This window comes from Pseudomonas urethralis, assembly GCF_021602465.1.
GTDB classification, from domain to species: domain Bacteria; phylum Pseudomonadota; class Gammaproteobacteria; order Pseudomonadales; family Pseudomonadaceae; genus Aquipseudomonas; species Aquipseudomonas vlassakiae.
Genome location: NZ_BQIJ01000015.1, coordinates 24,424 through 43,056, shown reverse-complemented (window position 1 = coordinate 43,056; position 18,633 = coordinate 24,424). Strand labels below are relative to the sequence as shown.

Sequence of the window (18,633 nt, the reverse complement as noted above, 5' to 3'; positions counted from 1 at the left end):
AAATCGCAGTCATTGAGGCCTGTGACATCGGTGCTGGCTTCTTCGCGGGTAAACCCGCTCCCACAGGTACGGCGCAGCTTTCAGACCCTGTGCAACTCCTGTGGGAGCGGGTTTACCCGCGAAGAAGCCAACACCGACCTGAAGGCCATGCGCCGCCAGAGCGCCACAATGACCCGTCAACTCCTGCCAGAAAAACAAGCAAAGGAGCCCCCCATGAAGCCCACCGCTTCGCCCCAGCCGCGCCGTGCCGCCGCCGCCGCGTTCATCGGCACCATGATCGAGTGGTATGACTTCTACATCTATGCCACCGCCGCCGCCCTGGTGTTCGGTGCCTTGTTCTTCCCCTCCGACGACAGCCTGTTCAGCACCATGGCCGCGTTTGGCACCTTCGCCGTGGGTTTCTTCGCCCGGCCACTGGGTGGCATCGTGTTCGGCCATGTGGGCGACCGTATCGGGCGCAAGAAATCGCTGGTCATCACCTTGCTGATGATGGGCATCGTCACCGTCTGCATCGGCCTGCTGCCGACCTACGCACAGATTGGCGCCAGCGCACCGGTACTGCTGATCATCCTGCGGGTGATCCAGGGCATCGCCGTGGGGGGCGAGTGGGGCGGCGCCGTGCTGATGGCCGGTGAACATGCGCCGAAGGGCAGGCGCAACTTCTTCGCCTCGTTCGCCCAGCTGGGCAGCCCGGCGGGCCTGATCCTGTCGCTGCTGGCCTTTGGCGCAGTGACCCGCCTGCCCGAGGAAGACCTGATGAGCTGGGGCTGGCGCTTGCCGTTCCTGGCCAGCGCACTGTTGCTGCTGGTGGGCCTGGCGATTCGCCTGGGCGTCAACGAATCGCCCGAGTTCATCGCCAGCCGCGAGCAGGCGGCCAGGGCCCAGCGCAAGGAGCAGGCCCCGGTACTGGAAGTGCTGCGCACCGCCTGGCGCCCACTGCTGCTGTGCATCGGTGCCAACACCCTGGGCATTGCCGGGGTCTATTTCACCAACACCTTCATGATCAGCTACACCACCCAGCAACTGCACCTGGAGCGCTCGCTGATCCTCGAATGCCTGTTCTTTGTGGCGATCATCCAGTTCTGCGTGCAGCCGCTGGCCGCGTGGCTGTCGGAAAAACTCGGCGCCACCCGCTTCCTGGCCTTGGTCGCGTTGCTGGCGATGGCCTCGCCGTACCCGATGTTCGTGCTGGTCAGCTCTGGCCAAGGCCCAATGATCGTGCTCGGCATCGCCTTGGCGGCGGCCTGCATGGCCTCGTTCTACGCGGTGATCGCGGGCTACGTCAGCGGCATGTTCGACACTCGCGTGCGTTACACCGCGATTTCCCTGGCCTACCAGGTGTGCGGCGCCCTCGCGGGCGGCCTGACACCGCTGATCGGCACCTGGCTGGCCCACACCTTTACCGGCCAATGGTGGCCCATGGCGGCGTTCTACAGCCTGATCGCCAGCATTTCGCTGGTCTGCGTGCTGGCCCTGGCACGCCAGTACGCCCGTAGTCAGCGCCTGGAACTGGCCTGATCGATTCCTCTGATTGTGGAGTACCCCCACATGTTGAAAAGCAATGGCGAACGCCTTTGGGCGAGCCTGATGGCCATGGCCGAAATCGGCGCCACCGCCCGCGGCGGCAGCTGCCGCCTGGCCCTGAGCGACGAAGACAAGGCCGGCCGTGAACTGTTCAGCCACTGGTGCCGCGAGGCTGGCCTGACGCTGAGCGTGGATGCCATCGGCAACCTGTTCGCTCGCCGCGCCGGTAGCGATCCGGCTGCTGCTCCAGTGATGATCGGCAGCCATCTCGACACCCAGCCTGAAGGCGGCCGCTTCGATGGCGTCTATGGCGTGCTGGCTGGCCTGGAGGTGGTGCGCCGCCTCAACGACCTGAACATCCAGACCCGCAAGCCGCTGGAGATCGCCGTCTGGACCAACGAGGAGGGCGCCCGCTTCACCCCGGCCATGTTCGGCTCGGCGGTGTTCACCGGCACCCTGGCGCTGGACCAGGCCCTGGCCATCCGTGATGCCGATGGCGTCACTGTCGCCGACGAACTGCGGCGCACCGGCTACGCCGGCCAGCGCCCGCTGGGTGGCCAGGTGGATGCCTACTTCGAGGCGCATATCGAGCAGGGCCCGATCCTGGAAGACAACGCCAAGGCCATCGGCGTGGTCAGTGGCGGCCAGGCCATCCGTTGGCTGGACGTCACCGTCGAAGGCATGGCCGCCCACGCCGGCACCACGCCGATGCCGCTGCGCAAGGACGCCCTCTACGGCGCTGCGCAGATGATCCAGGCGGTCGAGCAACTGGCCGCTGACTTCGCGCCAGAAGGCCTGACCACCGTTGGTGAACTGTCGATCGCCAAGTCTTCGCGCAACACCATCCCCGGCGTGCTGCGCTTCACCGTCGACCTGCGCCATCACCGCGACCAGGCCATCGAAGCCATGGAGCGCGACCTGACCCTGAAGCTGCAGGCCATCGCCAGCCAGCGCGGCCTGCTGGTGCGCATCGAGCGCCACTGGGTCAGCCCGGCCACGCCGTTCGACGCGGATTGCGTAGCCGCCGTGCAGCAGGCGGTGGACGGGCTTGGCTACACCCAGCAGTCCATCGTCAGCGGCGCCGGCCACGATGCGATCCTGCTGGCCCGCTACTGCCCGACGGCGATGGTGTTCATCCCCTGCGTCGGCGGCCTGAGCCACAACGAAGCCGAAGACGTGCTACCCGAGGATGCCCGCCAGGGCGTCGATGTACTGCTCAACGCCGTGCTGGCCCGCGCCGGCCGAGTCGAACAAGGAGAAGCCTGATGCGTTGCTACTTCCACCCCGAACAGCTGCTGCACCATCCGCGCAGCTACTACTCGCGCGGTGCCATGCGTACCCCGCAGGAAGTCCCCGAACGCGCCCAGCGCCTGCTGCAGGCCGCCAAGGACCTGGGCTTCGACATCCGCCAGCCCGACGATGCCGGCCTTGCGCCGCTCAAGGCCGTGCATGGCGAAGCCTACCTGGCGTTCCTCGAAGAGGCCCATGCGCGCTGGAAGGAAGTGCCTGAGGACTGGGGCGACGAGGTCATGTCGAACATCTTCGTGCGTGAGCCCAACGCCTTGCGCGGCATCCTTGCCCAGGCCGGGCGCTATCTGGCGGACGGCAGCTGCCCAGTTGGGGAGAACACTTGGCGCTCGGCCTACTGGTCGGCGCAGAGCGCGGTAGCCGGGGCCAAGGCCATCCTCGATGGCGAGCCGGCGGCCTACGCGCTGTGCCGGCCGCCGGGCCACCACGCACGGTTCGATGCGGCCGGTGGGTTCTGCTACATCAACAATGCCGCCGTGGCCGCCCAGGCCCTGCGCAGCCGTTACAGCCGGGTGGCGATTCTCGATACCGACATGCACCACGGGCAGGGGATTCAGGAAATCTTCTACGAGCGCAATGATGTGCTGTACGTGTCGACCCATGGTGACCCGACCAACTTCTACCCCGGTGTGGCCGGGTTCGAGGATGAGCGCGGCAGTGGTGCGGGGGAGGGGTACAACCTCAACCTGCCGATGGCCCATGGCGCCAGCGAGGCGGACTTCATGGGGCAGCTGGAGATTGCGCTGGATGCAGTGAAGGACTTTGGGGCCGAGGTGCTGGTGTTGTCGCTCGGGTTCGATATCTATGAGCTGGATCCGCAGAGCAAGGTGGCGGTAACGACGGAAGGGTTTTCTGCGCTGGGTGAGCGGATTCGGGCGCTGCGGTTGCCGTGCCTGATTGTGCAGGAAGGGGGCTATCACCTGGAGAGCCTGGAGGCCAATGCGCAGGCGTTTTTTGCAGACAAGCTTGTCTGGCGCTAAGTGTGACAGGCGTTTGATGTCGCCTCACTAGGCCTGAGACATGCGCCAAGGCTGGCAACCATGGCGTAACAGGTTCGGCACGTTGCAACAACTGTAGGAGCGGATTTATCCGCGATGCGCCGCGCGGGCGGCGCTCGATCTCCCAGGCGCTGAAAATGCCAGGGCGAACCCCCGGCCACATCAGAACTCCCTAAATCCCACCCCGCCGCACATGCTTGACCAGCACCTTCTCCAGCAACTCCCACATCGCCGGGTCGGTGCTGAACGCCACATTGAACCGCATCCATCCGGTGGCCTTGGCATCGACCATGAACAACTGCCCAGGCCCGAGCATGATGCCTTTCTCCAAGGCATCATCCAGCAACGCCGCGCTGTCCGGTATTGCCGGGTGGCGGGTCCAGATATACATGCCTTCATCCGACTCGGTGAACAGTTCAAAGCCCAGTCGATGCAAATGCCGGCCCACTTCCTGATGCGCGTCGGCCAAGCGCTGGCGCAGGCGCTTGAGGTGCTTGCGCCAGCGTCCGTCGATGATCGCCGCGTACACCACCCGCTCCATCACCTGCGAAGTGGTCAGCCCCGAGCGCATCTTCAGGTGCAGCAGCTTCTGCGACAGCTCCGGGTTGGCCAGCAGGTAGCCGACCCGCACATTGGGCGAGATGCTCTTCGAGTAGCTGCCCACGTACACCACCTGCTGCAGGTGGTCGAGGCTGGCCAGGCACGGTTGCGGCTCGGCGACCATGTCGGCGTACAGGTTGTTCTCCACCAGGCGGAAACCGTGCTGGCTGGCCAGTTGCAGCAAACGATGCAGCTGCGCCAGCGGGGTGCGTGAGCAGGTCGGGCTGTGCAGGTGCGGCTGGGTGAAGAACGCGGTAGGGCGATGGTGCGCCAGCAGTTGTTCGAGGTGATTGAGGTCGTAACCGTTGGGCGTGCGTGGCACGCCGATCAAGGTCGCGCCCTGGGTACGCAGGATACTCATCAGGTTGGGGTAGCCGGGGTCGTCCACCAGCACCACGTCACCGGGGCGCACCAGCGTGCGCACGGCGAGGTCCAGCGCCTGGCTGGCACCGTGGGTCAGCATCAGCTGCGCCGGGTTGCAGACGATCGACAGCTCCTGTTGCAGGTTCTGCGCGGTCAGCGCACGCAGCTCCGGCAAGCCCATCGGGTCGCCGTAGCCCGACAATTCCAGCGGGCTGCCAGCGACCTGGCGCAGGCCGCGGCGCAGGCCTTCTTCGTACATCCAGTCATTGGGCAGCCAGCCGCAGCCAGGTTTGAACGGCAGTTGGCGAATCTCGAAGATCTGCTGCAGGTACCACTCGGAATTGAAGGTCGGGCGGCCGGTCTCGGCCTCGCTGTTCTGGCTTTCCAGCAGCTCGTTCGCCGCTCGATTGACGAAGAACCCCGCATTACCCTTGCTCACCAGCAGCCCCTGGGCAACCAGGCGGTCGTAGGCCTCGACCACGGTAAAGGTGCTCACCGAATAGCTCGCGGCAAAGGCGCGGATCGACGGGACCTTGGTGCCGGGCTTGAGGGTCTGGTTATCGATCAGCTCGCGCAGGCCGTCGATGATCTGGTTGACCAGCGGCGTGGAAGAGTCTGGGTGTAATTCGAACATTCGGGGCCTTCAGGAGTGCGTAACGCCAAGCGCCAGCGGGTGTATTGCATTGGCGGCCTGTACAGTGCAGTGCGAGATTCATGCCACTGTGCATGGCTCTCTACGTCGGACATTTTTACATTAGGTGTCAGATATCGCCACATAAAGCATGTTCAGTTCGCCTCAGGTGCCAACCCTGGGGCGCGTCAGCAGGCCGCCACGGAAGGCCTGCGTGTGTTAGCGCACACCATCCTGCCCGCATTAGCACTGATGTACAGGTGAAACCGAGAGCCATCGGGGTTTCACAGTTTTCCTTGGATAAAAAGAAGCACGGGGTACACAACTGATGGACGCAACATCCACAACCACCACCGCGAAAAGCGGGCACGAGAGCAAGCTCAGTGCCTCGCTCAAGTCGCGCCACCTGACGATGATGTCGATCGCCGGGGTTATCGGCGGCGCCTTGTTCGTCGGCTCCGGCAGCGTGATCCACAGCGCCGGCCCGGCCGCAGTGCTGGCCTATCTGGCCGGCGGCATCCTGGTGGTGCTGATCATGCGCATGCTGGGTGAAATGGCGACTTCCTCGCCGGACACCGGCTCGTTCTCCACCTACGCCGACCGCGCGATCGGCCGCTGGGCCGGTTTCACCATCGGCTGGCTGTACTGGTGGTACTGGGTCATCCTGATGGCCTGGGAAGCCTATGTGGCGGGCAAGATCCTGCACGGTTTCTTCCCCGACGTCAGCGTCAACGTGTTCGTGCTGGCCACGACCCTGCTGCTGATCACCGTCAACTTCTTCAACGTCAAGCACTACGGTGAGTTCGAATTCTGGTTCGCGCTGATCAAGGTGGTGGCGATCGTCTGCTTCCTGGTGGTGTGCACCGCCGCGGTGATGAACATCTGGCAGTTCGGTGAAGTGCGTGGCATGACCCACCTGACCGCCGAAGGCTTCATGCCCAACGGCATCACCACGGTCATTGGTGCCTTGCTCGGGGTGATGTTCGCCTTCCTTGGCGCTGAAATCGTCACCATCGCCGCTTCCGAAGCCAAGGACCCGGCTACCCAGATCGTCAAGGCCACCAACTCGGTGGTATGGCGTGTGTGCCTGTTCTACGTCGGCTCGATCTTCCTGATCGTCTGCCTGGTGCCGTGGAACGACCCGCAACTGGGTGTTTCCGGCTATGGCGCCTACCGCCGTACCCTGGAGCTGCTGGGCGTGCCGCACGCCGAACTGCTGATGAACTTCGTGGTGCTGACCTCGGTGAGCAGCTGCCTGATCTCTGGCCACTACACCGCTTCGCGCATGCTGTTCTCGCTGGCCCAGCGTGGCGACGCACCGTCATTCTTCAAGATCACCCGTGCCGGCACTGGTGTACCGGTGTACGCGATCATCGGCTCCTGCGCCGTGGCCGTGGTCTGCGCGCTGATCAACTTCAGCGAGACCCTGCGCCCGAAAGACGTGCTGGAAACCCTGATGAACACCACCGGCATGATTGCCCTGCTGGTGTACCTGGTGATCGCCTTCTCGCAGCTGCGCATGCGCCGCAAGCTGATCGCCGAAGGCAAGGAAGTGCGCCTGCAGATGTGGCTGTTCCCGTGGCTGACCTACCTGGTGATCGGCTTCATCATCGCCGCATTGGTGACCATGGCCTTCATGCCTGATTATCAGATCCTGGTGATTTCCACCGGCATCGCCGCGGCTGTCGTGGTGGCGATGGGCGTGGTGCACCAGATCCGTACTGGCAAGCAGCACTAAGCGTCAGTTGCGCTTGGAAACGGCCGGCTCCCTTGGGGACCCGGCCGTTTCGCGTTGTTGGGCCTGGTGTTTGTCCTCGGGCATGTGAAAGCGCTGGTTCATCCAGGGCGAACCGAGCAGGGCGGCGGCGGCGATCAGCGCCAGAATGGCCAAGGCCATGGATAGCTTCATGGGCATGCGCATAAAGGAACTGACTTCAAGCATAGGCCGACAGTTCAGGCGCATGCACTTGGGTACATGGCGTATGCTCATTGCATCGTCCGCCAACAGGAGCCGCCCATGGCCTGGTCCGCCACCCAGTATTCCCTCTTCGAAGACGAACGCACCCGCGCCGTGCGTGACCTGCTGGCCGCCGTGCCGCCGCGGCCGGTACGCCATGCCACCGACCTGGGCTGTGGCCCCGGCAACTCGACCGAAGTGCTGCTGCAGCGTTGCCCGGACGCCCAGGTAACGGCGCTGGACAGCGACAAGGACATGATCGACAAGGCCCGCGAGCGCAAGCGCCTGCATATTCCACGGGTACGCTGCGAAATTGCCGATATCAGCGACTGGTCCGCCCCCGAACCGCAAGACCTGATCCTGGCCAATGCCTCGCTGCAATGGGTGCCTGACCATGGCTCGCTGTACCCGCACCTGGTGCGCCAGCTGAGCGAAGGTGGCAGCCTGGCCGTGCAGACCCCCGACAACCTCGACGAGCCCGCTCACCGGCAACTGCGCAAGATCGCCAGCGACGGCCCGTGGGCGGAAAAATTCGCCGATTTCCAGTTGCCGCCGCGGCACAATGCGGCGTTCTACTACGACCTGCTCAGCCCCCTGTGCACGCGGGTGGACGTGTGGCGCACCACCTATCACCACCCGTTGACCGGCGGCGCCGAGGCGGTGGTGGAATGGTTCAAGGGGTCGGCGCTGCGGCCTTATCTGGCCAGGCTGGACGAAGCGGAACAGGCAAGCTTCCTGCAGATGTACCTGCAGGCCATGCAGCATGACTATCCGCCCGCCACCGATGGCAAGGTGCTGTTGCCGTTCCCGCGGCTGTTCGTGGTCGCGACCCGCTAGGCCCGGCGCCAGATGATGTAGCCGTAGATGACCAGATTGAACACCAGCACGACGCCGCCCAGCAGCAGCTGGATCTGTGGCGTCAGGCCGGCGGGGTAGATCAGTGGCCAGATGTAGTGCTCGACGAAGCCGCCGTGGTAACCCGCATCACCGGCGGCCAGGCGCATGCGGTTTTCCCAGTCGGTGAGCGGGCATTGCAGGTGCAGGCCTTCCACCGCCAGGCCCCAGGTCAGGGCGGGGAGGTGCAGGAGCAGGGCGGGGCGCCACCTGAGCACCAGCAGGCCGCCGAACAGGACCAGCAGGATGAAGGCCAGGTGAAGCAGGACCAGGGCGTCGGCGGCCAAGCGGTAGAGCATGGTGGGAGAGCCTGGAGTTGAGGTATTTCCAGAATAGTTGTATTGCCTGTGCTGGCCTCTTCGCGGCTAAAGCCGCTCCCACAGGAACTGCACAGGTTTCAGATGCTGTGGGGTACCTGTGGGAGCGGCTTTAGCCGCGAAGAGGCCGGTGCAGGCGCTACAACTCTTCCTGAACCATCTGCAGGAAAGTCGCCACCACCCGGCGGCTTCTCTGCTCGCTCAGACACACCAGGGTTTCGGTCAGATGCCGCTGGCAATCGACAATGGGCAGCGCGCATACCCTCGCATCTGCGCCAAACTCGGCCGCCGACACCACCCCCACGCCGATCCCCACCACCACCGCCTCACGCGCTGCCTCGCGGCCTTCCACCTGGATCGCCGGGCGGATCCGCAAGCCTGCGCGCTGCATCTCTTCCTCCAGCGTCTGCCGCGTCACCGACCCCGGCTCGCGCAGTACCAGCGGTGTGTCGTCCAGATCCGCCAGGTTGATCGAGCCACGGCTGGCCCACGGGTGGTTGTGCGAGACGAACGCCACCATCGGGTCGCGGCGCAGCGGCACGCAGTACAGCCGCTCGTCATCGACATCGCGCCCGAGCAGCGCCAGGTCGGCCTGGTAGCTGAACAGCCTGGCCAGTGACTCATCGGTGTTGCCGGTCTCGATCTTGACCTGGATGCCTGGGTAGCGCTGGCAAAAGCGTGCGATCTGCGGCAGCACGTGCACGGGCGCATCCACTGCCAGCACCAGGCTGCCGGTGTGCAGGGCGCGGGAGTCCTGCAGCAGGTCGTGCGCCTCGGCCTCGCAGGCGAACAGGCGCTGGCTGATGCCCAGCAGGCGCTCGCCCAGGTCGGTCAGTTGCACCGAGCGCTTGTTGCGGTGGAACAGCAGCACACCGAAACGCTCTTCGAGCTTGCGCACCTGGTCGGACACCGCCGGCTGGGTCAGAAACAGCTTTTGCGCGGCGCGGGTAAAGCTGCCGTGCACGGCCACTGCATGGAACGCCTTGAGTTGAGCGTGTGACACCGACATACCGCCTCCGGTAACAAGCTGGGCTTATGTGTGAAATACGATAAATCGATTTTCTTTATCAGTCAGCAACTGTTTCCATACGTTTCAACCCGAGGCCAACGCCACAAGCAGTGGCCGGGGCATGGCCCGCACATCGGTGCCATCTGACCAAATGACGAGCCTTCGTCATGCAGTGCGCAACACAACAACAAGACAGGCGTTTTTTAACAATCTGCCGGCACACTTGAGCAAGAGGTCAGAATCAATGAATCAAGCACTCGCTGCGTTGAAACGCTGGCGCATCCAGATTTTCGCGATCACCTGGCTGGCCTACGCCGCCTTCTACTTCACCCGCAAGGCCTTCTCGGTGGCCAAGCTCGGCATCGCTGAAGACCCGACGTTCATGCTCGACAAGGCCGCCATGGCCAACCTCGACGCGATCTACCTGGCCGCCTATGCCGTGGGCCAGTTCACCTGGGGCATGCTCGCCGACCGTTTCGGCCCGCGCGTGGTGGTGCTCGGTGGCCTGCTGATCTCGGCGGCGGCGGCCGTGGTGATGGGCAGCTTGGCGACCTTCCCGGTCTTCGCCACCTGCATGCTGGTCCAGGGGCTGGCGCAGTCCACCGGCTGGGCCGGGCTGTGCAAGAACATCGGCAGCTTCTTCCCGGCTTCGCAGCGCGGCCGGGTGCTTGGGCTGTGGAGTTCGTGCTACGCCTTCGGCGGCCTGGTCGCTTCGCCGTTCGCTGGCTGGTGGGCCTATACCCTGGTCGGCACCTGGCATGCGGCGTTCTTCTCGAGTGCCGCGGTGGTGGCCGGGGTGGCCGTGCTGTTCTTCTTCATGCAGCGCAACAAGCCGGAGGACGTCGGCCTTGCTGCGGTCGAACCCGAGCCGCAGAGCATGGCCCCGGCCGCTAACCTGTGCAGCGTGTGGGCGCCGCTGCGCGAAATCCTGCGCAACCGCACGGTGCTGACCCTGGGTCTGGCGTACTTCCTGCTCAAGCCCGCACGCTACGCCATCCTGCTGTGGGGGCCGGTGATCGTCTTCGAGCAGATGCCTTCGGTAGGCAAGGTCGGCGCGGCGATCATCCCCACTGCCTTCGAACTGGCGGGGCTGTTGGGCCCGATCATCATCGGCCTGGCTTCGGACAAGCTGTTCGGCGCCCGGCGCATGCCGGCCTGCGTGATCAGCCTGGTGCTGCTGACAGTGACCCTGGCAGCGTTCATGGCGGCCATGCACAGCGGCAGTATCGTGATGGTGGTGGCCTTGCTGTTCGTCATGGGCCTGACCCTGTACGGGCCGGATTCGATGATCAGCGGCGCGGCGGCCATCGACTTCGGCACGGCCAAGGCCGGCGCCACGGCGGCAGGTTTCGTCAACGGTTGCGGCTCGGTGGGCGCGGTGCTCGGCGGCCTGCTGCCGGGCTACTTCGACAGCGTCACGGTGTTCATCGTGTTTGCCGGCTGTGCGTTGTTCTCGGCCCTGGTGCTGCTGCCGCACTGGAACAGCCGCCCGGCCGGCACTGCCGCGGCCAACGACGTGGCGCCCAACACCAGCATGGCGATCAAGCCACTGCGTACCTGAAGGGCAGCGAGCAAGGCCGACGAAGCGTGAGATTACTTGTCGATCCACTGCCCGAGGGCGTATAAACTGCACCCACTTTTGGCCGGTCGCTTCCTGAACCGGCCGCCTGGTACAAAGAGAGTCGACATGGGCGCACAGTGGAAAGCCAAACATAGAGAAACAGCTGCCAATGCCAAGGGCAAGATCATGGGCAAGCTGGCCAAGGAAATCCAGATCGCGGCCAAGTCCGGCGCTGACCCGGACATGAACCCGCGCCTGCGCCTGGCCATCGCCCAGGCCAAGAAGGCCTCGATGACCCGTGAGACCCTGGAGCGTGCCATCAAGAAAGGCGCTGGCCTGGACGGCGATGCCGTGCAGTACCATGCCGTCAGCTATGAAGGCTTCGCCCCGCACCAGGTGCCACTGATCGTCGAGTGCCTGACCGACAACGTCAACCGCACCGTGGCGCAGATCCGCGTGCTGTTCCGCAAGGGCCAGCTCGGCGCCAGCGGCTCGGTGACCTGGGACTTCAACCACGTCGGCCTGATCGAAGCCACCCCGGAAGGCGATGCCGACCCGGAAATGGCCGCCATTGAAGCCGGTGCCCAGGATTTCGAGGAAGGTGAAGAAGAGGGGTCGACCTTGTTCATCACTGACACCACTGACCTGGATGCGGTACAGAAGGCCCTGCCTGAGCATGGCTTCACCGTCACTTCGGCGAAGATCGGTTATACCCCGAAGAACCCGGTGAGCGCGGCCAGCCTGAGTGCCGAGGCGCTGGCTGAAGTTGAAGCGTTCCTCGAAGCGATCGACGAGCACGATGACGTGCAGAACGTCTACGTGGGCCTGACCGCCTGAAAACTGGGGCCGCTTTGCGGCCCATTCGCGGGTAAACCCGCTCCTACAGGCCTGTGCATGCCCTGTAGGAGCGGGTTTACCCGCGAATGGGCCTGCAAAAACCACGCAAGGGAGCCTGCATGAACCCGACTTTCGCCTCCCTCAGCCTCGCCCACCTGCGCACCCTCGACTGCCTCCTGCAGCTGAAGAACCTCAGCCACGCCGCCGACCGCCTGGGCGTCAGCCAATCGGCCCTGAGCCGCCAGCTGGCCCACCTGCGCGAAGCCTTCGACGACCCGCTGCTGGTGCGTCAAGGCCGCGGTTATGTGCTTAGCGAGTATGCCGAAGCCCTGGTCGAGCCCCTGCGCCAGGTGCTCGAAGAGCTCCAGGCCCTGCGCCAACCCGCCGCTTTCGACCCGGCCCGCTGTGAGCGCCGGTTCTGCCTGGCCGCCTCCGATTACGTGGCCGAGCACATGCTGCCGCTGCTGGTGGCTGCCTTGGAGCAAGAGGCACCGGGTGTGTCCATCGACTACCGCACCTGGCAGGCCGGGCAATACGCCTTGCTTGCCAGCGGCGAGATCGACCTGGCCACCACCTTGTTCGACGAGTCGCCGCCCAACCTGCATGGTCGCCTGCTCGGTGAAGACCGCGCGGTGTGCCTGATGCGCCAGGACCACCCGCTGGCCGCGCTGGACGAGCTTGGCCAGGACGATTACCTGGCCTGCAAGCATGTGCGCATTTCCGGTGGCGGCGACAAGGACAGCTTTATCGACCGCCACTTGCGCGCCCAAGGTTTGCAGCGGCGCATCAGCCTGGAAGTACCGTTCTTCTCGGCGACCGTGCAGGTGATCGGCAACAGCCAGGCGCTGGCCACGGTGCCCGAGCACATCGCCCGGCAATTGTGCCGCCTGCATGGGCTGGCGTGGCGGCCGTTAGGGTTTGTCGAGCATACCCAGCGCTATTGGGTGGTGTGGCATCAGCGCTTGCAGGCCTCGGCCGAACACCGCTGGTTGCGCAACCGGGTGTTCGAGCTGTGGCGCCAGTCACAATTCGGGGTGCAGGGCGGGGTTGCAGGTTTGCCATAGCAGGTATGCGCGAAGCGGGGTTATTCGCATGGGCGCAGGCGCCTAGACTTGGGGCACTGGATAACCCTCAGGAGCGCGCGCGTGACCCCAGAACAATTCCGCCAGTACGGCCACCAGCTGATCGACCTGATCGCCGACTACCGCCAATCCGTCGGCGAACGCCCGGTCATGGCCCAGGTCGAGCCCGGCTACCTCAAGGCGCAGCTGCCACAGGCCGCCCCACAGCGAGGCGAGTCGTTCGAGGCGATCCTCGACGACGTCAACCAATGGGTCATGCCTGGCCTGTCGCACTGGCAGCACCCAGACTTCTACGGCTATTTCCCCTCCAATGGCACCCTGTCGTCGGTGCTTGGCGACTTCCTCAGTACCGGCCTTGGCGTGCTCGGCCTGTCGTGGCAATCCAGCCCGGCGTTGAGCGAGCTGGAGGAAACCACCCTCGACTGGCTGCGTCAGTTGCTCGGGCTGTCGGCCCAGTGGAGCGGGGTGATCCAGGACACTGCGTCCACCAGTACCCTGGTGGCGCTCATCAGTGCCCGCGAACGAGCCACCGACTATGCGCTGGTCCGCGGCGGCCTGCAGGCCGAGGCCAAGCCATTGATCGTCTATGTCAGTGCCCATGCTCACAGCTCGGTGGACAAGGCTGCACTGCTGGCCGGCTTCGGCCGCGCCAACATCCGCCTGATCGCGACCGACGAGAAATTCGCCATGCGCCCGCAGGCGCTGCAGGCTGCCATCGAGCAAGACCTGGCCGCCGGCAACCAGCCCTGTGCGGTGGTCGCCACCACCGGCACCACCACCACCACCGCCCTCGACCCGCTGCGCCCGATCGGCGAAATCGCCCAGGCCAACGGGCTGTGGCTGCATGTCGACTCGGCCATGGCCGGTTCGGCGATGATCCTCCCGGAATGTCGCTGGATGTGGGATGGCATCGAGCTGGCCGACTCTGTGGTGGTCAACGCGCACAAATGGCTGGGCGTGGCATTCGATTGCTCGATCTACTACGTGCGTGATCCGCAGCACCTGATCCGGGTGATGAGCACCAACCCGAGCTACTTGCAGTCGGCGGTGGATGGCGAGGTGAAGAACCTGCGTGACTGGGGGATCCCGCTGGGCCGGCGCTTCCGTGCCTTGAAACTGTGGTTCATGTTGCGCAGCGAAGGCGTGGAGGCCTTGCAGCAGCGCTTGCGCCGTGACCTGGAGAATGCCCGCTGGCTGGCGGAGCAGGTTGCAGCGGCGGCGGAGTGGGAAGTGCTGGCACCGGTGCAACTGCAGACCTTGTGCATTCGCCATCGGCCGGCGGGGCTGGAAGGGCAGGCGCTGGATACGCACACCAGGGCGTGGGCCGAGCGGCTGAATGCGTCCGGGGTGGCGTATGTGACGCCGGCGACGCTCGAAGGGCGGTGGATGGTACGGGTTTCGGTGGGGGCCCTGCCGACCGAGCGGGAGCATGTGGCAAAGCTTTGGCACAGCCTGCAGGAAGTGGTCAAAGGCTGAAGGTGCCGGGGCCGCTGAGCGGCCCCAGCGATCTGTCAGTGGCTCACAGCCTGAAAGCTGCCTTTGCGGCTGGCTTCGAAGGCGCCCTTGTCCATCGGCTTGGCATCCGGATTGCCCAGGTCTTCCATCGCCAGACGGTGAGTCTCCGGGGCAATGTAGGCCGCCAGCGCACACACGCAGGTGATGAAGAAGGCCAGGCCACCGATCACCAGCGGGATGTTGTCCGAACCCGGTGGCGCCACCAGGGCGAACAGGGCTGGCAGCATGGCGGTGAGCATGGTGCCGATGTTCTGCGCGATGGCCATGGCCGAAACGCGGTAGCGGGTGTGGAACAGCTCCGGGTAGAAGCTTGGGAACACCGCGTTGTAGCCCTGGTAGACCATGCCCCACATCACGATCGAGGTGGCGAAGGCCAGTGGCACGTTCTGGATGCTGATTGCATACAGGTAGACGAAGGCCAGCAGGCCAGAGCCCAGGCAGCCGGCGATCATGGTCGGGCGGCGGCCGATCTTGTCGGACAGGTTGCCCACGAACGGAATCACCAGCACCGCGACGATGTTGCCCACCACCGGGATCCACAGGTACACGCTCTTGTCGAAGCCGATGCCGTAGGCCGGCTGTACCGCATAGGCGGCGCCGAAGATGGTGGCAACCACCGGGATCACGTTCATCAGCGCCATGAACATCACCAGCACCATGTGCTTCCAGCTGTGCCGGAAGGCTTCGCTGATCGGCGATTTGGCGACCTTGTCCTGCTTCTCTTCCTTCACGAATGCCGGGGTTTCGTGCACTTCCCGGCGGATGATGAAGCCTGCGATCAGGACGACGGCGCTCAACAGGAACGGAATGCGCCAGCCCCAGTCGTTGAACGCCTCACTCGGCATGAAGTAGGCCAGCGGCAGGAACACCGCCGCCGCCAATACCTGGCCGGCCTGCACGCCCTGCAAGGTGAAGCTGGCGTAGTAGCCGCGTCGGCCGAACGGAGCGTGCTCCATGATCATCGAGCTGGCCCCGGAGATTTCCCCGGCCACGGCAAAGCCCTGGACCAGGCGCAGCAGCACCAGCAAGGCCGGCGCCAGCAGGCCGATGTCGTGGTAGGTCGGCAGCAGGCCGACGGCCATGGTCGACAGGCCCATCAGGAACATACAGAGCAGCAACACGTTCTTGCGCCCGCGGGTGTCACCCCAGTGACCGAGCACGAAGGCACCGACAGGGCGCGCCAGGTAACCCACACCGTAGGTGGCCAACGAGGCGATGATGGCCATTTTCGGGTCGGTGTTGGGGAAGAAGATCTGCGGGAAGATCAGCGCCGCTGCCTGGGCATAGATGAAGAAATCGTAGTATTCGAGTGCCGAGCCAATCCATCCACTGGCGGTCGCTTTCTTGGCTTGAGAGCTTGAGTGAGCCATCGTTGTCTCCGTTGTTCTTGTAGGTCGCCGCACGGCTGGCGTCGCCCAGGGGCGGCCAGAGGGGTGCGATCGCTTTTCGGGAGTAGGGCGGTTATAGCGCGATTGACCGCAGGCGGTGTCTGCAGAGGGAAGACGAACGAGCAGGTGCGGATCGCAAGGCGATGGAGGTGTGCATAGGTCGGTACCCGGTTTATTGAACTTATTATGTTGTGACGTTGGGCTTGTCTGCGCAGGTTCTGCCAAATGACCCTCAGGGCAGAAGAGGGCGGTCGGTGGGCCTGCGTCTGGGTCCATGTTTGCTTAGGGTTGGCACTGAATCAATTCGCCAAAATCGGTTTTGTGCGGTAATCGAACGCAAAACTAACCATTTCGTACAAACAGATTGCCCGCCCGACTTTACCTGCGAATAATCAACAGTGCCAGAAACCCCAGCGGGTTCTCGGCTCGTCGTCCGTCCAATAACAAGGAACTCCTTCATGCAGCGTTCGATAGCCACCGTGTCCTTGAGCGGCACCCTGCCGGAAAAGCTCGAAGCCATCGCCGCCGCCGGTTTCGACGGCGTCGAGATCTTCGAGAACGACCTGCTGTACTACGCCGGCAGCCCGCGCGAAGTGCGGCAGATGTGCGCTGACCTCGGCATTGCCATCACCCTGTTCCAGCCATTTCGCGACTTCGAAGGCTGCCGCCGAAACCGCCTGCAGAAGAACATCGACCGCGCCGAGCGCAAGTTCGACCTGATGCAGGAGCTGGGCACCGACCTGGTGCTGGTGTGCAGCAACGTCCAGGCCGATGCCCTGGGCGATGAACAGATCCTGGTGGACGACCTGCGCCTGCTCGCCGAGCACGCCGGCAAGCGCGGCCTGCGGATCGGCTACGAAGCACTGGCCTGGGGCCGCCACGTCAATACCTACCAGCAAGTATGGAACCTGGTGCGCCAGGCCGACCACCCGGCACTGGGGGTGATCCTCGACAGCTTCCACACCCTGTCGCTCAAAGGTGACCCGGCGGCGATCCGCGACATCCCGGGCGACAAGATCTTCTTCGTGCAGATGGCCGATGCGCCGATCCTGAACATGGACGTGCTGGAGTGGAGCCGCCACTTCCGCAACTTCCCAGGCCAGGGCGAAATGGACCTGGCCGGCTTCCTCGCGCCAATCCTGGCCACCGGCTACCGCGGCCCGCTGTCGCTGGAAATCTTCAACGATGGCTTCCGTGCAGCACCGCCACGGCAGAATGCCGCCGACGGCCTGCGCTCGCTGCTGTACCTCGAAGAACAGACCCGCCTGCGCCTGGAACAGGAAGGCATCACCCTCGAGCCTGGCGTGCTGTTCACCCCGCCGGCTGCCAGCGCCTACGACGGCGTGGAGTTCCTTGAGTTTGCCGTCGACGAAGCCGTCGGCGCGCGCCTGGGCAGTTGGCTCAAGCGCCTGGGCTTTGCCGAAGCCGGCAAGCACCGCAGCAAGGAGGTGCGCCTGCTGCGCCAGAACGACATCAACATCGTGCTCAACGCCGAGCCGTACTCGTTTGGCCACAACTTCTTCGAGGCCCATGGCCCGTCGCTGTGCGCCACCGCCCTGCGGGTGAAGGATGAGCACGCCGCGCTGCAACGCGCCACCGACTTCCGCGGCCAGCCATTCCGTGGCCTGGTCGGCCCCAACGAATGCGAAGTGCCGGCCGTGCGTGCGCCGGACGGTAGCCTGATCTACCTGGTGGAGCAGGGCAAGGAAGGGCCGTCGCTCTACGACACCGACTTCCGCCTGGACCCGGCGGCCACTGTCACTGGCGGTCTGCAGCGCATCGACCACATGGCCCTGGCGCTGCCGGCCGAGTCGCTGGACAGCTGGGTGCTGTTCTACAAGAGCCTGTTTGACTTTGCTGCCGACGACGAAGTGGTGCTGCCCGACCCGTATGGCCTGGTCAAGAGCCGCGCCTTGCGCAGCCAGTGCGGCAGCCTGCGCTTGCCGCTGAACATCTCGGAGAACCGCAACACCGCCATCGCCCATGCGCTGTCCAGTTACCGCGGTTCGGGTGTGCACCACATCGCCTTCGACTGCGCGGACATCTTCGCCGAAGTGGCACGGGCCAAGGAGTCGGGTGTGCCGTTGCTGGAAATCCCGTTGAACTACTACGACGACCTGGCGGCGCGGTTCGATTTCAATGACGAATTCCTCAGCGAACTGGCGTACTACAACGTGCTGTACGACCGTGACGCTCAGGGCGGCGAGCTGTTCCATGTGTATACCGAGCCGTTCGAGGAGCGTTTCTTCTTCGAGATCATCCAGCGCAAGGGTGGCTATGCCGGGTATGGCGCGGCGAACGTCGCGGTGCGCCTGGCGGCCATGGCCAAGCGGCGGAGCGGGGTGGCGCGCAAGCCGGTGCTGTGATTGCGAGGTGGCGCTCGTGAGTGGGAGGGCTGGGTTGATAGGCGCTTGCCATGAGAGGGTGTAAGGGCTGAAAGGCGCCTGCCCTGACATCTTCAGCGCCTATGAGATCGAGCGCCGCCCGCGCGGCGCATCGCGGGCAAGCCCGCTCCCACATTTGTTTCGGGCCAGTCACTCCTGTGAAGCCAACAGGGACTGCCTTGTTGGCATGGCGAAGCATCTCGGTGGGCGCTTATGCCGCTCCACCTGTCTCCAGACATGCACCAAGGCGGATCCTGTTGGCGGC

The 18,633-nt window shown here is 64.6% G+C and carries 15 protein-coding genes; 10 read left to right on the top strand and 5 right to left on the bottom strand.

The genetic code is table 11. The annotated features are described in order from the left end of the window. Nucleotides 1-213: 213 nt before the first annotated feature. Genes L6D64_RS21235 through L6D64_RS21225 form a run of 3 tightly spaced genes read left to right on the top strand, consistent with a single transcriptional unit; the run spans nt 214 to nt 3,812 of the window. Nucleotides 214-1,518, top strand: a complete 1,305-nt coding sequence (locus L6D64_RS21235; protein ID WP_176508080.1) for an MFS transporter — start codon at nt 214-216, stop codon at nt 1,516-1,518. A 30-nt stretch (nt 1,519-1,548) separates the two neighbouring features. After that, a complete protein-coding gene (locus L6D64_RS21230) occupies nt 1,549-2,790 on the top strand; it encodes a Zn-dependent hydrolase (RefSeq protein ID WP_176508081.1) in 1,242 nt (413 codons plus the stop codon). Continuing rightward, nucleotides 2,790-3,812: a histone deacetylase family protein gene (locus L6D64_RS21225; RefSeq protein WP_176508082.1), complete on the top strand. Its 1,023-nt coding sequence runs from the start codon at nt 2,790-2,792 to the stop codon at nt 3,810-3,812. Before L6D64_RS21230 ends, L6D64_RS21225 begins: the two co-directional genes overlap by 1 nt. A 190-nt stretch (nt 3,813-4,002) precedes the next feature. On the opposite strand, the gene L6D64_RS21220 is transcribed toward L6D64_RS21225, so the two are convergent. Continuing rightward, nucleotides 4,003-5,427 (bottom strand): aminotransferase-like domain-containing protein, encoded by a 1,425-nt coding sequence (locus tag L6D64_RS21220; RefSeq protein ID WP_176508083.1) that lies wholly within the window; start codon nt 5,425-5,427, stop codon nt 4,003-4,005. A 325-nt stretch (nt 5,428-5,752) separates the two neighbouring features. On the opposite strand from L6D64_RS21220, the gene L6D64_RS21215 reads away from it, so the two are divergent. Then, nucleotides 5,753-7,162, top strand: a complete 1,410-nt coding sequence (locus L6D64_RS21215; protein ID WP_054883205.1) for an amino acid permease — start codon at nt 5,753-5,755, stop codon at nt 7,160-7,162. Between the two features lie 3 nt (nt 7,163-7,165). Here L6D64_RS21215 and L6D64_RS21210 read toward each other — a convergent pair whose 3' ends face one another. Next, nucleotides 7,166-7,345: a hypothetical protein gene (locus L6D64_RS21210; protein WP_176508095.1), complete on the bottom strand. Its 180-nt coding sequence runs from the start codon at nt 7,343-7,345 to the stop codon at nt 7,166-7,168. Between the two features lie 96 nt (nt 7,346-7,441). Here L6D64_RS21210 and tam point away from each other — a divergent pair, with 96 nt between their 5' ends. Beyond that, nucleotides 7,442-8,218 (top strand): trans-aconitate 2-methyltransferase, encoded by a 777-nt coding sequence (gene tam, locus L6D64_RS21205; protein WP_176508084.1) that lies wholly within the window; start codon nt 7,442-7,444, stop codon nt 8,216-8,218. Here the strand turns inward: tam and L6D64_RS21200 are convergent. Both L6D64_RS21200 and L6D64_RS21195 read right to left on the bottom strand, forming a co-directional pair. Continuing rightward, entirely contained in the window at nt 8,215-8,574 is a 360-nt protein-coding gene (locus tag L6D64_RS21200) for a DUF2784 domain-containing protein (protein WP_176508085.1), read from the bottom strand. The genes tam and L6D64_RS21200 overlap by 4 nt on opposite strands. A 157-nt stretch (nt 8,575-8,731) precedes the next feature. Continuing rightward, nucleotides 8,732-9,601, bottom strand: a complete 870-nt coding sequence (locus L6D64_RS21195) for a LysR family transcriptional regulator (protein ID WP_176508086.1) — start codon at nt 9,599-9,601, stop codon at nt 8,732-8,734. 244 nt (nt 9,602-9,845) lie between these two features. On the opposite strand from L6D64_RS21195, the gene L6D64_RS21190 reads away from it, so the two are divergent. The 4 genes from L6D64_RS21190 (at nt 9,846) to L6D64_RS21175 (ending at nt 14,557) form a co-directional block, all read left to right on the top strand. Continuing rightward, a complete protein-coding gene (locus tag L6D64_RS21190; protein ID WP_176508087.1) occupies nt 9,846-11,162 on the top strand; it encodes an MFS transporter in 1,317 nt (438 codons plus the stop codon). A gap of 126 nt (nt 11,163-11,288) precedes the next feature. After that, nucleotides 11,289-11,999 (top strand): YebC/PmpR family DNA-binding transcriptional regulator, encoded by a 711-nt coding sequence (locus L6D64_RS21185; protein WP_176508088.1) that lies wholly within the window; start codon nt 11,289-11,291, stop codon nt 11,997-11,999. Between the two features lie 119 nt (nt 12,000-12,118). Further along, nucleotides 12,119-13,063, top strand: a complete 945-nt coding sequence (locus L6D64_RS21180) for a LysR family transcriptional regulator (RefSeq protein WP_176508089.1) — start codon at nt 12,119-12,121, stop codon at nt 13,061-13,063. Nucleotides 13,064-13,144: 81 nt separating this feature from the next. Next, nucleotides 13,145-14,557 carry a DOPA decarboxylase gene (locus tag L6D64_RS21175; protein ID WP_176508090.1) on the top strand — a complete coding sequence of 471 codons (1,413 nt, stop codon included), beginning with the start codon at nt 13,145-13,147 and terminating at the stop codon, nt 14,555-14,557. Nucleotides 14,558-14,592: 35 nt separating this feature from the next. Here the strand turns inward: L6D64_RS21175 and L6D64_RS21170 are convergent, their stop codons facing one another. After that, nucleotides 14,593-15,966, bottom strand: a complete 1,374-nt coding sequence (locus L6D64_RS21170; protein WP_176508091.1) for an MFS transporter — start codon at nt 15,964-15,966, stop codon at nt 14,593-14,595. A gap of 476 nt (nt 15,967-16,442) precedes the next feature. Here L6D64_RS21170 and quiC point away from each other — a divergent pair, with 476 nt between their 5' ends. Then, on the top strand, nt 16,443-18,350 hold the full coding sequence (quiC, locus tag L6D64_RS21165; RefSeq protein ID WP_176508092.1) for a 3-dehydroshikimate dehydratase QuiC: 1,908 nt from the start codon (nt 16,443-16,445) through the stop codon (nt 18,348-18,350). Nucleotides 18,351-18,633: the final 283 nt, after the last annotated feature.